The sequence below is a fragment of the Bifidobacterium aemilianum genome, assembly GCF_003315635.1.
GTDB classification, from domain to species: Bacteria; Actinomycetota; Actinomycetes; order Actinomycetales; family Bifidobacteriaceae; genus Bifidobacterium; species Bifidobacterium aemilianum.
In genome coordinates, this window is the sequence record NZ_PDCG01000001.1 from 341,578 (window position 1) to 355,161 (window position 13,584).

Genomic DNA, 13,584 nt, shown 5'->3' on the forward strand with positions numbered 1-13,584 from the left:
GGCCTGGATGGCAATCACCACTGTACCGGAATAGCATCTGTCCGGGGCTGGGAGGGGGGTATCTGGTACTTCTGCATAAGGAATTCACCAATCTGCTTGAAGAGGGGGCCTGCGGTGACACCGCCCAAGGAACCCTGGGGGTCCTTCATGACCACGGTGACGACGAAGCGGGGATCCTCGGCAGGCAGGGCCCCGGACCAATCGCTGATGATGGAGGTCAATCGGCCATTGGCGCCGGCAACCTCCGCAGTGCCGCTCTTGGCGGCGACCCGGTAGCCGTCGACCCCAGAGAATTGCGCATAGTGTTCAGCCGAGGATTCCATGGCGTTCATCACCTGGTTGGCCACCTGCTCGTCGACTACCCGGACCGGCTCCCCACGGGGGACCTGACTGGCCTGGCCGTCCGCGTTCACGACCTCCTTGACAATCGACTGCTGCTGCTTGACGCCCTTGTTGGCCACAGTGGCCACAGCGTTGGTTATCTGCAGGGCATTGGTCGAATAACCCTGGCCGAAGAGGACCGTCTCCTTGGTGCGCACGTCCCAGGCCTGCGGGTTGGTCAAGCGACCGGGTGACTCACCGGGCAACCCCAGGCCATCGTCCTGGCCGATGCCGAACTTGACCAGGTTGTCGTAGCGCTGGTCGGAATTGTATTTGCCGTCGGCCGCCATGATCATGCCCACGTTTGACGACTGCTCGAGGATGCCGGCCAGGGTCCAGTGGGCAGCCCCGTGCATGACGGCATCCTTGTAGTTCTGATTGTTATGGCTCAGGTGGTCGGGCACCGTGTACTGGTCGGTCAGGTGGCTGGCCCCGGACTGGAGCATGCCGGCGACAGACAGGACCTTGCCGATGGATCCCGGCTCGAAGGTCTGGCTGACGGCCCGGGAAACGTTGAGCTTGGCGTCAGAACTACCGGCCGCGTACTCGTCCGAATCCTCCAGGGCTATTATCTCCCCCGACTTGGCGTCCTGGACCACCACGGTCACCCAGCCGGCCTTGTATTTCTCCATGCCTTCCCTGATGACCTTCTTGACATACCAGTCCACATCGGAGTTGAGGGTCAGTTTGACATCGGATCCGTCCAGGGCATCCTTGGCATCGGTGACGGTTCCGGGAATCTCCTCACCGCCATTGCCGCGCTGGTAGATCCTGTAGCCGTCCGTTCCGGTCAGGTTCTTGTTCTCGACCTGTTCGAGACCAGCCACACCCTTGCCTTTGTCGTCCACTCCGCCCAGCAGGGTTCCCATCATGGTGCCGGTCGAATAGTAGCGTTGGCTGCTGAGTTCGGCGTAGACGATCCAGCCCAGGTTGAGCTTGTCGATGTTGCGTTTGACTTCGGGCGTCACGTCCTTCTTGATGACCACGTACTGGCCGGTGCCGCTGAACTTGGCGCCCAATTCCATGGGGTTCATGTCCAGGACCGGTGCCAACAGCCTCGCCACGGCCGCAGCTCCGGTGGTGCCCACGGGCTTGCCGTCGATCTGATGACAGCGGCCCTTGGTCTGCTTGCCGCAGGGTGTGGGCTCAAACTCCTGGGCCAGTTCTGGGTTGCCGATGATGGTGTAGCGTTCCACGCTTTGGGCCAGGACGACCCCGTTGGTGTCCAGAATCTTCCCCCGCTTGGCCTGGATGTCGACCTTCAGGGTCCGCTGGGCGGTGGCGGCTTGGGCTGTGGTGCGACCGTTGAGCAGCTGGATGGAGGCCAACTGGCCCAGGCACATCACGGCCAGCAGGGCCAGGACCACCCCCACGGCCATGCATTTGAAGGCGAAACGCCGCTTGCGCGCGAACCTGATGGTGGATGCCATGAATCCCATCACTGCTGCCCTCCGGAAGGTGCTTGATAGCCGTTGAGATCGATGGAGATGGACCCCTGCTGGGGTACCATACCCATCTGCTGGGCCTTGTCGGGCAGGGAGGCCTGGAGGCCATCAAGCGTGGCCTCGTCATCCAGCAAGTCCTGCTTGAGGTTAGCGATGCTGCTCTCCAGCTGGGACTCCTCGAAGGAGCTCTGGACCATTACGGTGCGCAGCACCAGGGAGGTGACCAGGGTGGACAGGAGGAAGATCACAGCGACGACCACGTGGATCAGCGGAATGGTACGGGACTTGGTCCAGGTGACCAGACGGTCCCAGCCACCGGCCATGGGTTTGTCTTGGCTACCCTTGCCGCTGATGACCCTGAGCTGGGGGCGCCCGGCGGCGGCCTGTGCCGTCTCGTGAACCTTACGACGACCTGCCGGAGCCGAACTGGATCGTACGCTTCGTGCTGTCAGTGCCAACGCTTTCCTCCTCTTGCCTTGCCTGCCAGGCCGTCCCCCCCAAGCTCCCGGCCGGCTGCCATACGGTCGAATTCCTGCCGCCATGAATCCGGGATCGGCCTACATAGCTCAATGGCCCTCAAGCGCACAGAGGCCGAACGAGGGTTGTTGTCGATCTCGGCCTGGTCGGCCTTGCGAGCGCCCCGAAGCAGGGGGCGGAAGAATGGTTGGGCCTGGTCGGGAACCACCGGCAGCCCCGCGGGAACATGAACCTGAATACCTTGGTTCATAAAGGATTTGACGGTCTTGTCCTCCAGTGACTGGTAGGACTCGACCACAAGCCTTCCACCCAGGGTCAGGTGGTTTGCCGCCTGTGGCAGGGTTCGGGCCAACTTGTCCAGCTCCCCGTTGACCTCGACCCGCAGGGCCTGGAAGACCCGCTTGGCCGGATTGCCGGCGGGACGGTGGGCCTTGGGCACCACCCGATCGACCAGGTCGTTGAGCTGGGCGGAAGTGACCACGGGGGCGGCCGCTCGCTCCTGGACGATGGCCCGGGCGATGGGGCCGGCGAAGCGTTCCTCGCCGTACTCACGGAAGATATGGGACAGCTGGTCGCCGGAATATTCAGCCAGGACCTTCTGCGCCGTCAGCTCTTGGTCAGTATCCATGCGCATGTCCAGCGGGGCGTTGCGGGAGTATGAGAAACCCCTGTCGGTCTCATCGATCTGCAAGCTGGAGAGCCCCAGGTCCATGAAGACGGCCTGGACTTGGTCGATCTTGAGGTCGGACAGCACCTGGTCCAAGCGGTCAAAGGCTGCATGCACGGGTATGAACCGGTCTGCCAGCCCTTCTGATTCCATACGTTTACTGGCCAAGGCCAGAGCCTGGGCGTCCCGGTCGATGCCGATCAGCCGGGCCTTGGGGGCGGCCTTGAGGACGGCGGCGGCATGGCCGGCCAGCCCCAGGGTGCAATCCACAATCAGTGAGCCCTGGTCTTGGAGGGCCGGGGTGAGCAGATCCACGCAGTCTTCCAGGAGGACTGGCTGGTGGATGTCGGCGATGTCGGTCATCAGAACTCCACCTCCGGCAGCACGTCATCGGCGATGTCCGAATAGCCCTCTTCCTTCTCGGAGAGGTAGGACTCCCAGCTTTCACGGTCCCAGATCTCGGCCCGGGTGCCGACGCCGATCACCACGATGTCCTTGCCCAGGTGGGCGTAATCGCGCAGCATCTGCGGCAGGAGGATACGCCCCTGCTTGTCGGGATCCTGGTCCACGGCGCCTGAGAGGAAGACACGGAGGTACTCACGGGCGGCCTTGTTACCCATGGAGGTGCGCTGAATCTGCATGGCTATGCGCCGGAACTCCTCTTGGGGCAGGAGGTAGATGCATCGTTCCTGGCCGCGGGCCATGACCATGCCCGAACCCAACTGGCTGCGGAACTTGGCCGGCAGGGCCATACGGCCCTTGGCATCGACCTTGGGATTGTAGGTGCCCAGCAGCAGGGCCGGCATGGACGTGGGTAAGGCGGAGGCCTGATTCTGGCTTTCATTGAGGTCGCTCTGACCGCTGGCCCCAGCCTCCTGCTTGCCTTGAGAAACCAAGCTTCCACCTCCTTCCCCGTCATCGATCCAGGATTTGTCGCGCAAACATTTCACCACTTTACCCCACTGAACCCCATTTTCCCCCACCGAGTCGCAGTTTTTTTGCATTTTTGCTCCACCACCCTCCAAAACCCCCGGGCGGTAGAGACCCGGCGATAAAATTGAGTGCCGAAGATTTCGCAGCCAAAGGATCCATGTTCTATGTCGAAGTACAGCGCACAGCTCCTGGAAGAACAAGCGGCCGTGGATAGGGCCTACGGTCGCCTGGACTCCCTGCGCACCCAGATCAAATCACGCCTGGACACAGTTCGGGCGGCTGGCTCCCACGGGTCCCCCACACAAAGGACCGAACGCGATTCCTTCGCCAATATGTATGAGGACAGGCTCACCCAGCTACGCGCAGTTGAAGACCGGCTGGTCTTTGGACGAATCGACGACAACAGCCATGACCGCCGCTACATTGGGCGCATCGGCCTGTCCAGCGAGAACCATGACCCCATCCTGACCGATTGGCGCGCCGACGCCGCACGGGCCTTCTACGAGGCCACCCCGTCCAACCATGGCAACATCGTCATGCGCCGGCATATCAGCCTGCATTTCCGCCAAGTCACCGCCATCGAGGACGAGGTCCTGGACATGGACTCCGACCAGGTGGACCAGGCTGTGGACGCAGGCACCCTGACCGGCGAGGGCGCCCTCCTGGCATCCCTGGGTTCGCGCAGGGTCGGCAAGATGACCGATATCGTCGCCACCATCCAGGCCGAGCAGGACAGAATCATCAGGGCTCCCCTGGACAGGACCATCGTGGTCCAGGGCGGGCCGGGCACCGGCAAGACAGCCGTGGCCCTGCACCGGGCGGCCTACCTGCTCTACACCTACCGCCGCAAGCTGGCCGGATCCGGCGTTCTGGTGGTCGGCCCCAGCTCCGCTTTCCTGCATTACATCGACCAGGTGCTGCCCTCCTTGGGCGAAACCGGAGTAGTCAGCCGCACCATCGGCGACCTGATCCCCGGCATCAGCGCCCAGACCCAGGACGAACCCCATCAGGCCAAGCTCAAGGGCGACCAGCGCATGGCCCGTGCCATCGCCTCGGCAGTGGCCCACCGCGAACGCATTCCGGCCCATCTTCCCACCATCAAGATCAACGGATTCTCCGTACCCATGCTGCCAGTGGACGTCCAGGAGGCCATTCAGGACGCCAAGCGGACCCGCAAGCCCCACAACCAGGCCCGCGAAAGCTTCATATCCTCGGTCCTTTCCGCCATGCGACGGCGCTACCTGGACCAGCTGGACTACACTCCCGAACAGGCCGAGATCAGCGATGTGGCCATGCAACTGCGCATGAGCGACGAGATCCGCAAGACCCTCAACCTGGCATGGCTGCCCATGACCGGCACCTGGCTGGTCGACCAACTCTTCTCCAAACCCAACCAGCTGCGCCGTTTCGCCCCCTGGCTCAGTGACCAGGACGTCCACAGCCTCATCCGCCCCAAGGGCTCGCCCCTGACCATTGCCGACATACCCCTGGTCGACGAGGCCATGGAGCTTCTGGGTCCAGACCCGAAGTTGTCCGCAGGCCAGGCCGCAGCCCGGCGCCAGCAGGCCGAGGAGGAGCAGTATGCCAAGGACACCCTGGCCCAGGCCGGCATAGGGACGGGCATTGTCAACGCCCGCATGTTGCTGGACAACATGGCAGGAGACGACCCGGAGGCCCTGGCCCAGAAGGCCGGCGCGGACAGGGAATGGACCTACGGCCATATCGTGGTTGACGAGGCCCAGGAACTGACCGCCATGGACTGGCGTATGCTCATCCGCCGTTGCCCCTCCCGGTCCCTCACCATCGTGGGCGACCTGGGGCAGACCGCAGCCCTGGGCGGAAGCCGGGATTGGGCCAAGACCATGGACCCCCTCTTCGGCCCCGACCGCTGGGACCTGGCCGAACTGACCACCGACTACCGCAACCCTAAGGAGGTCTCGGAGCTGGCGGTCAAGTTTGCCAAGACCGAAGGCCTCTATGTCTCCACCAGCTCCTCTGTCAGGGAGATGGAGGGCGCTGTCCATCGGATCACAGTCCAGCATATGGACCAGTTGCCGCAAGCGGTGTTGCGTCAAACCCTGGCCCTGGCCAAGGAGTTCCTATCAACAGATGGCAGCGGTCGCCTGGCCATCATCCTGCCAGGAAGCCTGCTCACCATGTTGGAGGGCCCCATCCGCAAGCAATTGGACCTGGACAACAAGGGGCAGGGCCAGCGATATGACTGGAGGGAGCAGCTCTCCATCTGCGACACCAATATGGTCAAGGGTCTGGAATACGACGCGGTGATCCTGGTCCAGCCCGGCCAGATCGAACTGGAGGCCCCCTCCCGCCTCACCGCGGCATCGGACCTCTATGTGGCCATGACCCGCCCGACCCAACGGCTGGTTATTATTCGGACACCGCAGGACTCTGGGGCCTTAGAGCTATAGACTGGGGCCATGCCCACAGCACTATTGTTGGAAAACATTCACCCCTACGCCGCCCAAAGCTTGCGCCAACAAGGCTTCGAAGTCGCAACCCGCAAGGGAGCCCTATCCGAACACGAACTCATCGAGGCCCTGGCAGGTGTGGATCTGCTGGGCATTCGCTCCAAGACCAAGGTCACTGCTGCCGTGGTCGATGCCTGCCCGCAACTGACAGCAGTCGGCTGCTTCTGCATCGGCACCAACCAGGTTGATTTGGACTATGCCGGCCAGCATGGCATCGCGGTCTTTAACGCCCCCTATTCCAACACCCGGTCAGTCGTGGAGCTGGTCATCGCCGACATCATCTGCCTGCTACGGCGCATTCCGGCCCACACCCACCACATCAAGCAGGGCATCTGGGACAAGACAGCCTCCGGTTCCCATGAGGTGAGGGGCAAGACCTTGGGCATCGTCGGCTACGGGCATATCGGCATGCAGCTGTCGGTCGTAGCGGAGGCCCTGGGCATGAAGGTGGTCTTCTACGACCTGGACGAGAAGATGGCCATGGGCAACGCCCAGCGCATGGACAGCCTCCAGGACCTGCTTGCATGCAGCGATGCCGTGACCCTGCATGTCGACGGCCGCAAGTCCAACACCGGCTTCTTCGGTCGGGAGCAGTTTGAGCAGATGAAGCAGGACGCCATCTTTATCAATCTCTCCCGGGGATTCGTGGCGGACCTGGACGCCCTCAAGGATCAGCTGGCTTCGGGCCACCTCTCCGGCGCTGCGGTGGATGTCTTCCCCTCCGAACCCAGCAAGAGCGGTGACCCCTTCGCCACCGACCTGGCCACCGAGGACAACATGATCCTGACCCCCCACATCGGCGGGTCCACCCTTGAGGCCCAGGAGGCCATCGGCCACTTCGTGCCCCAGCGCTTGGAGGATTACTGGTTCGGAGGGTCGACCATGCTTTCGGTCAACCTCCCCCAGGTGACGGTCTCCGGCAACCCCACGGGCATCCGCATCGGACATCTGCATGTGAACCTGCCTGGGGTCTTGGGCAAGCTCAACCACATCCTGGGTCAGTCCGGCATCAACATCACCGCCCAGTCCTTGGGCACCGAGGGCTCCTTGGGTTATGTGGTCACGGACGTGGACCGCAAACCGGACCAGCAGACACTCCAATCCCTCCAGAACATTGAGGGCACCATTCGCCTTCGGACCATGGCCTGAGCCAGCGACCAGAGCCGATATGACCGCCGGCCGCCAAACATGAGACCTTGAATTGGCAGCTAATCACATAGGTATGGGGCTGGGGCCAAATGAACAACCTGGCCCCAGCAACAATTGCATCTCTGAGCTGTAGTCTACTCAAGCACGAAAAATTCAAATGCCCCAGCCGAGTCTCCCCCGCCGACAGTTATCAGCGGCGTGGCCAGTCATCCGAGGCCCCCGCAGAGATTGGCCGGCCGCCAAAACATCCACCCCGACAGCCCCCCAACTCACCGCTGATGGGATTCGCCCTCCTCAGCCCTCAATGCATTGATGGCATCCTGGAAGTCATCCAGGTCGCTGAAGTTCTGATACACACTGGCGAAGCGTAGGTAAGCCACCAGATCCAGATCCTTGAGGGGTTTGAGGATGGCCCTGCCCACCTCTTCGGAATCCACCTGTGCCAGACCCCGGGCCCGAAGGTCCTCCTCCACCTGCTGGCCCAGCATTTTCAGGTCCTCTTCCTTGATGGGCCTGCCTTGGCACGCCTTACGGACACCCGAGACCACCTTTGCCCGGTCGAAAGGTTCCACATTACCCGAGTGCTTGGTGACCAACAGCATGGTGGTCTCCAAGGTGGTGAAACGATTGCCGCACTTGGGGCATTCCCTCCTGCGCCTGATGGCATGGCCATCCTCACTGATACGGGTATCAATGACTTTGGTGTCTGTATTCTGGCAAAAAGGACAGTGCATGGTCATAAGAATAACCACTATGTGGACATTTGTCACACACCAGCACCGATACCTAGCTCACACTTGCCCGGAAGGATCAATTCCCCACCACCGCCAAGTATGTATAAAGCAGGCAGCTATTCTGCGGGCACACGGATGTGCTGGCCGGGCTCCAGGGCGGCGTCGTCCAACTGGTTGATCCTCATCAGCTGGTCCACAGTCCGGGAAACATTCTGACCATCCGGGGTAATGCCGGCAGCATAGCCCCAGAGGGTGTCACCGGGTTGGACCGTGTAGTTGACCACACGAACAGTGCCAGTGGAGGATTGAGCAATCTGAGGAGCGACAAAGCTCCAGCCGGTCCAGGTCAGGAGGGCAACAAGGGCCAGACCCACCAGTTTCCCCCGTAGGGTCAAAGTGGTCTTGGAAGCACAGGAAGTGCCCTTCCCCCTGGAAGCCGCACCCTTCGCCGACGGTGCCGTAGCTGGCTTTACTGCCCGGCCACGCCCATTTCCATACCGCACTGCATGGGGCGCGAATCCCCTGGCGACGACTGCACTGGCCATCACGACCACCTCTCCTTCTATCCTCCCAGGACCAATCAGCTCGCTTGATGCCGATCAGACCCGCCGACACCGACCAACTCTTCCGGTACCGCATCTGACTTCCTCAAGTCATTTCGAACACATGTTCTATCGAACGTATGTTCTAGATTGGCACAGGAGCCCAAAAAAAGCAAGCTGTTTTTCGAACAGATGTTTGATTTCACACGATGGTCACGTTATGCTGTAAGCAAGCAAGACGAAAGGAAGAGCTGTGAGCACCATTGCCTTTACCCCCCCAGCAGATGGGGCGGGAACCTCCAACAACCAGCTGACCGAGCGTCAGTGCAAGGTGTTGGAGGCAATTCGCTCACACGTTGCAGAGTGTGGCTTTGCCCCTTCCTTCCGGGAGATAGGCCAGGCTGTAGGCCTGAAAAGCCCCTCCTCCGTCAAACACCAGTTGCAGGTCCTGGAGGAGAAGGGCCTGATCCGCATGAACGCCAACAAGGGGCGCGCCATTGAATTGGTCGAGGAGCCAGGCGAATCCGCCAAGGCTACCCATACGGAGACCGCCACCATACTGCCCTTCCCGGCTGAGCAGGATCGTGAGTCCATTCTTGAGTCCAGGGATGTGCCCTTGGTCGGCCGCATCGCAGCTGGCACCCCCATCACCGCAGAGCAGCACGTCGACGACGTCATGCGTCTACCGGAACGCCTGACGGGCACCGGCAACCTATTCATGCTGGAGGTCCATGGCGACTCCATGATTGATGCCGCCATCTGCGACGGTGACTTCGTAGTGGTCCGAGAACAGAACACGGCGTCCAACGGTGACATAGTGGCCGCCCTGCTTGACGATGAGGCCACGGTCAAGACCTTCCGCAAGGAAAAGGACCAGGTCTGGCTGATGCCCCACAATCCGTCCTACTCGCCAATTGATGGAACCTATGCCAGCATCATGGGCAAGGTCGTCACGGTCCTGCGCAAGATCTGAAGGTAGCCATTCCTCCCAGGATGCCCTTTCCTGGGTCAGGCAGACTGACAACCAGTCTCATACCTGGCAAGCCATGACCCATAGTACGGCAGGACTTCAATAGAGACCATTCACAGACAAACCACATAGACAAGCGGTGGACCACCCTACTGATTGGGTCCACCGCTTCTCTATATCCGCACACCGATGACCACGGCCGGCCCCTGGGGCAGCGACCACGGCCACTAGCGATGCATGGCCTCGACATCAGGCGCGCTGAAGCCCTCGGGCTCCAGCTGGAAGGTGGTGTGGGGCACCGAGACCGGGAAGTGCTCACGCAGGCAGTGCTGCAGCTGTCTGATGACCTCTCCAGCCTCCTGCATGGTCATGCTGGGATCGACCACCACATGGGCCATGAGGATGGGCATACCGGTGGAGACCGTGGAGGCGTGAAGGTCATGGACGGCCAGCACACGTGGCAGCTGCTCCATGTGCTCACGGACCTTGTCCAGGTCCAGCCCATCAGGGGTCTCCTCCAGGAGCACCTTGACTGCCTTGCGGAGGAGTCCGATGGCCCGGGGAATCATCAGCAAGGCAATCAGGCCACCGGCCACCGCATCGAATGAGGTCCAGCCCGTGGTCAGGATCACGATGGCCGAGACGACCACGGCCACCGAACCCAGGGCGTCGTTCATGACCTCCAGGAAGGCCGCCCGCATGTTCATGTTGTCCTCGCTCTGTGAGGCCAGAATGAAGATGGAACCAGCATTGGCCGCCAGACCCAGCAGGCCGAAGCACAGCAGGAGCTTGATGTCCTGGACCTCTCCCCCGCCATGGCCGAAGAGTCGCATGGCGGCCTCAACCAGGGCGTATATGCCAACCAGCAGCAGCACCAGGGCTCCGGCGGCGGCCGTGATGACCTCCAACCGGGCCCAACCCCAGGTGCGGCGGTTGGAAGGCTTGCGGCGCATGAGCACGGCTGTGATGGTGGATGCGATGAGCACGGACATGTCCGTGAGCATATGACCAGCGTCGACCAGCAGGGCCAGGGAACCGGTGGTGATGGCGCCAGCCACCTCAGCCAGGAACACCAGGCCGGTCAAGGTCAGGGTCAGACTCAGTCGCTGTTGGTGCCGCCGGCTGTCTGCCTCCAAGGCGATCTGATGGTTGCCTTGGACGGCTCCCGCCCGCTTTCCATCATCCCTCTTGCCTCCAGCCTGCAGACTCATCGAATCATCCCCTCCATATGCCTACCCTCAACTTCACCAAGACCCCCGCAGGACTTCCCGGCAGTCCGCCAGCCAGAGTCACGGACACGGGCCTCGCCCCGAACAAGCGTAGAGGAGGCGGCCGCGAGAATCAATGGTTGAATCAAGCTAGCCGAGAAGAGTTGTCCATCTTATGTATTCTCCCCGCACAGCAGTCAGCGCGAAGCTTTAAGCCCCGGATTCGCATGGAAAGGACGTGCCGAGGCATATCGTGACCATGCCCGCAGGGTCTTTCGCTTGCAGAAAGCCATTGCACGCACCTTGGAAATGCACGGGAAATCGGGGAGAAACCTATACCCCTTGTGTTCGTCTAATCAGCCGGGACACCGAACCCCATGAGCGCTCAGGTATGGCCCGCCCCCGCAGCAGCGGCCTGTCGGGCATGCATTCCCATTCCTGGTCAGACCAGTGTCGGACCCACCTACCAGGAGGTGACCATGACAGCCCAGGCGCGGCTTACCGTCGATTCCAACGTAGTTGACCTACCTCTGGTCCAGGCCACCTGCGGCCCCAACGGCATCGTGGTCTCGGGTCTGCGCAATGACGGTTGGGTGACCATGGACCCGGACTTTCTGACCACCGCCCAGTGCGAATCCGCCATCACCTTCATTGACGACAAGCGGTCAATCCTGCGCTATCGAGGCTATGGCATCGAGGACCTGACCGCCCATTCCAGCTTCTTGGAGGTGGCCTGGCTGCTCATGCGCGGCCAACTCCCCAGCCAGCAGGAATATGAGGAATTCCGGAGCAGGATCCTTCACCACACCTTTGTGGGCGAGGACTTCCGCAGCCTCCTGGGGGCCTTTCCCCGCAAGGCCCACCCCATGAGCGTCCTGGCCTCGGCGGTCAACGCCCTGGCCAGCTTCCACCCCGGCACCCGCGACATCAGCGACCCCCAGCAACTGGAGAAGGCCCGTGCCATCATCATGGCCGAGGTGCGCACCATTGTCTCCCTGATCCACCGCCGCCGGCGTGACGAACCCCTCCTGTACCCCGACAAAACCAGAGGCTACGTGGAGGATTTTCTGCGCATGAGCTTTGCCGTGCCCTACGAGCCCCACACTGCGGCCCCAGCCACGATTGATGCCCTGGACAAGCTTCTCATTATTCACGCCGACCATGAGCAGAACTGTTCGACCTCCGTAGTGCGCATCACCGGCTCCGCCCATGCCAACCTCTTATTCGGCCGTGGCCGCCGGCATCAACGCCCTGTCCGGCCCCCTGCACGGAAGGGCCAACGAGGCCGCGCTCAGGCAACTCATGGAGATACGGGACTCGCATATGCCCGTGCGTCAATTCGTCCAGCAGGCCAAGGACCAGGACAGCAAGATCGCAGGGCTGTGCCACCGGGTCTACAAGTCCTACGACCCCCTGGCAGCCGTGGTCAAAGACCAACTCCATCAGCTGACGTCACACGGCGAGGCGACCTTCAACGACAATATCCGCTCCCTGATTGATGTTGCCCTGGAATTGGAGGACCTGGCTCTGCATGACGAGTATTTCGTCTCCCCCCCCCCCCCAGCTCTACCCAACGTCGACTTTTATACGGGACTGATCTACCGGGGCATAGGATTTGCCCCAGAGATGTTCACGACCCTCTTCGCCTTGGAGGGCATACCCGGTTGGTTCGCCCAGTACCGTGAGATACTGGCCGACCCCATGACCAGGATCGGGCGGGTCCGCCAGGTCTACACGGGCGAGGGTCAGCGGCGCTACATGCCCATCGACCAGCGGTAACCCACCGGCAAGACCCAACGGCAACAACCAAGGGTATGACTGAGCGGTAAGACACAACAGCAACGATGACCGGCCACACATGCGAGGTGGGTGGCTTGGTTTCCAGTCCCGCAGGCCCCCTACACATTCCCAGTCTTCTACCTACTCCTTCTTAGCCTCCAGCGTCTGGTCGAGAATGCCGCCCAGGCTCAGATAGGAGATCTGGCTTGCGATTCCAGACGGAGCAGGCTTTCAAATTCAAGTCAGCCGCCATCGGACCGACTTGTCCTCACCCTTACCCGCTGCCTGGGCTGTGGCTGGTTGGGCAGCTGGATGTAAAAGCTCTCGCTACCGTCCAGGCCAAGGGTCTCGGCGTTCTGCCCGTCCAGGTAATTCAGGGGCACCAGGCCCATCATGGCCAGGTTGGAGCGATGGATTCGCTCATAGGATTCGGCGATGACGGCCCTGATGCCCAGGATCTTGACCCCCTTGGCCGCCCAGTCCCTGGAGGAGCCCATCCCGTATTCCTTGCCAGCCAGAATGATCAGCCCTGTGGCCGCCGCCTGGTACTGCTGGGAGGACTTGAAGATGCTGGCGAGCTCGCCAATGGGAAGATAGGTCGTATACCCACCCCTGTCTGCCCTGGCCAAGGGCATTGTGAAGCTGGGTGTTGGCCAGGGTGCCTCGGACCATGATATGGTGGTTGCCCCGCCGCGACCCGTATGAGTTGAAGTCCCTCTGGGCCACTCCCCGCTCGCTCAGGTAGCGGCCGGCCGACGAGAGGTTGGGGATGACACCAGCCGGCGAGATGTGGTCGGTGGTCACCTAGTC

At 61.9% G+C, this 13,584-nt stretch carries 11 protein-coding genes and 2 pseudogenes; 4 read left to right on the plus strand and 9 right to left on the minus strand.

Annotated elements, in window-relative coordinates:
* Positions 1-14: 14 nt before the first annotated feature.
* From CRD60_RS01465 to mraZ, 4 genes are read right to left on the minus strand one after another with little or no spacing between them, the layout of a single operon-like run.
* The gene (locus tag CRD60_RS01465) at positions 15-1,820 is read right to left on the minus strand and encodes a peptidoglycan D,D-transpeptidase FtsI family protein (RefSeq protein ID WP_407923150.1); all 1,806 of its coding nucleotides are present in this window, start codon (positions 1,818-1,820) and stop codon (positions 15-17) included.
* Positions 1,820-2,284, minus strand: coding sequence for a hypothetical protein (locus tag CRD60_RS01470; RefSeq protein ID WP_113859525.1), 465 nt, complete (start codon positions 2,282-2,284; stop codon positions 1,820-1,822). Before CRD60_RS01470 ends, CRD60_RS01465 begins: the two co-directional genes overlap by 1 nt.
* Complete coding sequence (rsmH, locus tag CRD60_RS01475; RefSeq protein WP_113859526.1) at positions 2,275-3,333, minus strand: 16S rRNA (cytosine(1402)-N(4))-methyltransferase RsmH; 1,059 nt, start codon at positions 3,331-3,333, stop codon at positions 2,275-2,277. The genes CRD60_RS01470 and rsmH overlap by 10 nt, the downstream gene beginning before the upstream one ends.
* Positions 3,333-3,776: a division/cell wall cluster transcriptional repressor MraZ gene (gene mraZ, locus CRD60_RS01480; RefSeq protein WP_113859658.1), complete on the minus strand. Its 444-nt coding sequence runs from the start codon at positions 3,774-3,776 to the stop codon at positions 3,333-3,335. The genes rsmH and mraZ overlap by 1 nt, the downstream gene beginning before the upstream one ends.
* 291 nt (positions 3,777-4,067) lie before the next feature.
* Here mraZ and CRD60_RS01485 point away from each other — a divergent pair, with 291 nt between their 5' ends.
* A complete protein-coding gene (locus tag CRD60_RS01485) occupies positions 4,068-6,332 on the plus strand; it encodes a HelD family protein (protein WP_113859527.1) in 2,265 nt (754 codons plus the stop codon).
* 9 nt (positions 6,333-6,341) lie between these two features.
* Positions 6,342-7,541, plus strand: a complete 1,200-nt coding sequence (gene serA, locus CRD60_RS01490) for a phosphoglycerate dehydrogenase (protein ID WP_113859528.1) — start codon at positions 6,342-6,344, stop codon at positions 7,539-7,541.
* Between the two features lie 269 nt (positions 7,542-7,810).
* On the opposite strand, the gene nrdR is transcribed toward serA, so the two are convergent.
* Both nrdR and CRD60_RS01500 read right to left on the minus strand, forming a co-directional pair.
* Complete coding sequence (nrdR, locus tag CRD60_RS01495) at positions 7,811-8,275, minus strand: transcriptional regulator NrdR (protein ID WP_113859659.1); 465 nt, start codon at positions 8,273-8,275, stop codon at positions 7,811-7,813.
* 116 nt (positions 8,276-8,391) lie between these two features.
* A complete protein-coding gene (locus tag CRD60_RS01500) occupies positions 8,392-8,820 on the minus strand; it encodes a LysM peptidoglycan-binding domain-containing protein (RefSeq protein WP_113859529.1) in 429 nt (142 codons plus the stop codon).
* A gap of 250 nt (positions 8,821-9,070) precedes the next feature.
* Here CRD60_RS01500 and lexA point away from each other — a divergent pair, with 250 nt between their 5' ends.
* Positions 9,071-9,790, plus strand: coding sequence for a transcriptional repressor LexA (gene lexA, locus CRD60_RS01505; RefSeq protein ID WP_201737184.1), 720 nt, complete (start codon positions 9,071-9,073; stop codon positions 9,788-9,790).
* Positions 9,791-10,014: 224 nt separating this feature from the next.
* Here the strand turns inward: lexA and CRD60_RS01510 are convergent, their stop codons facing one another.
* Positions 10,015-10,998: a cation diffusion facilitator family transporter gene (locus CRD60_RS01510; RefSeq protein WP_113859530.1), complete on the minus strand. Its 984-nt coding sequence runs from the start codon at positions 10,996-10,998 to the stop codon at positions 10,015-10,017.
* Positions 10,999-11,474: 476 nt separating this feature from the next.
* Here CRD60_RS01510 and CRD60_RS01515 point away from each other — a divergent pair.
* Positions 11,475-12,774: pseudogene (locus CRD60_RS01515) on the plus strand (citrate/2-methylcitrate synthase).
* A 242-nt stretch (positions 12,775-13,016) separates the two neighbouring features.
* Here the strand turns inward: CRD60_RS01515 and CRD60_RS01520 are convergent.
* Together CRD60_RS01520 and CRD60_RS09360 are read right to left on the minus strand one after the other, a co-directional pair.
* Positions 13,017-13,409: a hypothetical protein gene (locus CRD60_RS01520; RefSeq protein ID WP_113859531.1), complete on the minus strand. Its 393-nt coding sequence runs from the start codon at positions 13,407-13,409 to the stop codon at positions 13,017-13,019.
* A 37-nt stretch (positions 13,410-13,446) separates the two neighbouring features.
* Positions 13,447-13,578: pseudogene (locus CRD60_RS09360) on the minus strand (hypothetical protein); the annotation flags it as partial.
* Positions 13,579-13,584: the final 6 nt, after the last annotated feature.

Coding starts and splice junctions, on each gene's coding strand:
- CRD60_RS01465 (WP_407923150.1), bottom strand. CDS start 1,820: ATGGGATTCATGGCATCCACCATCAGGTTCGCGCGCAAGCGGCGTTTC.
- rsmH (WP_113859526.1), bottom strand. CDS start 3,333: ATGACCGACATCGCCGACATCCACCAGCCAGTCCTCCTGGAAGACTGC.
- mraZ (WP_113859658.1), bottom strand. CDS start 3,776: ATGCCGGCCCTGCTGCTGGGCACCTACAATCCCAAGGTCGATGCCAAG.
- CRD60_RS01485 (WP_113859527.1), top strand. CDS start 4,068: ATGTCGAAGTACAGCGCACAGCTCCTGGAAGAACAAGCGGCCGTGGAT.
- serA (WP_113859528.1), top strand. CDS start 6,342: ATGCCCACAGCACTATTGTTGGAAAACATTCACCCCTACGCCGCCCAA.
- nrdR (WP_113859659.1), bottom strand. CDS start 8,275: ATGCACTGTCCTTTTTGCCAGAATACAGACACCAAAGTCATTGATACC.
- CRD60_RS01500 (WP_113859529.1), bottom strand. CDS start 8,820: ATGGCCAGTGCAGTCGTCGCCAGGGGATTCGCGCCCCATGCAGTGCGG.
- CRD60_RS01510 (WP_113859530.1), bottom strand. CDS start 10,998: ATGAGTCTGCAGGCTGGAGGCAAGAGGGATGATGGAAAGCGGGCGGGA.
- CRD60_RS01520 (WP_113859531.1), bottom strand. CDS start 13,409: ATGCCCTTGGCCAGGGCAGACAGGGGTGGGTATACGACCTATCTTCCC.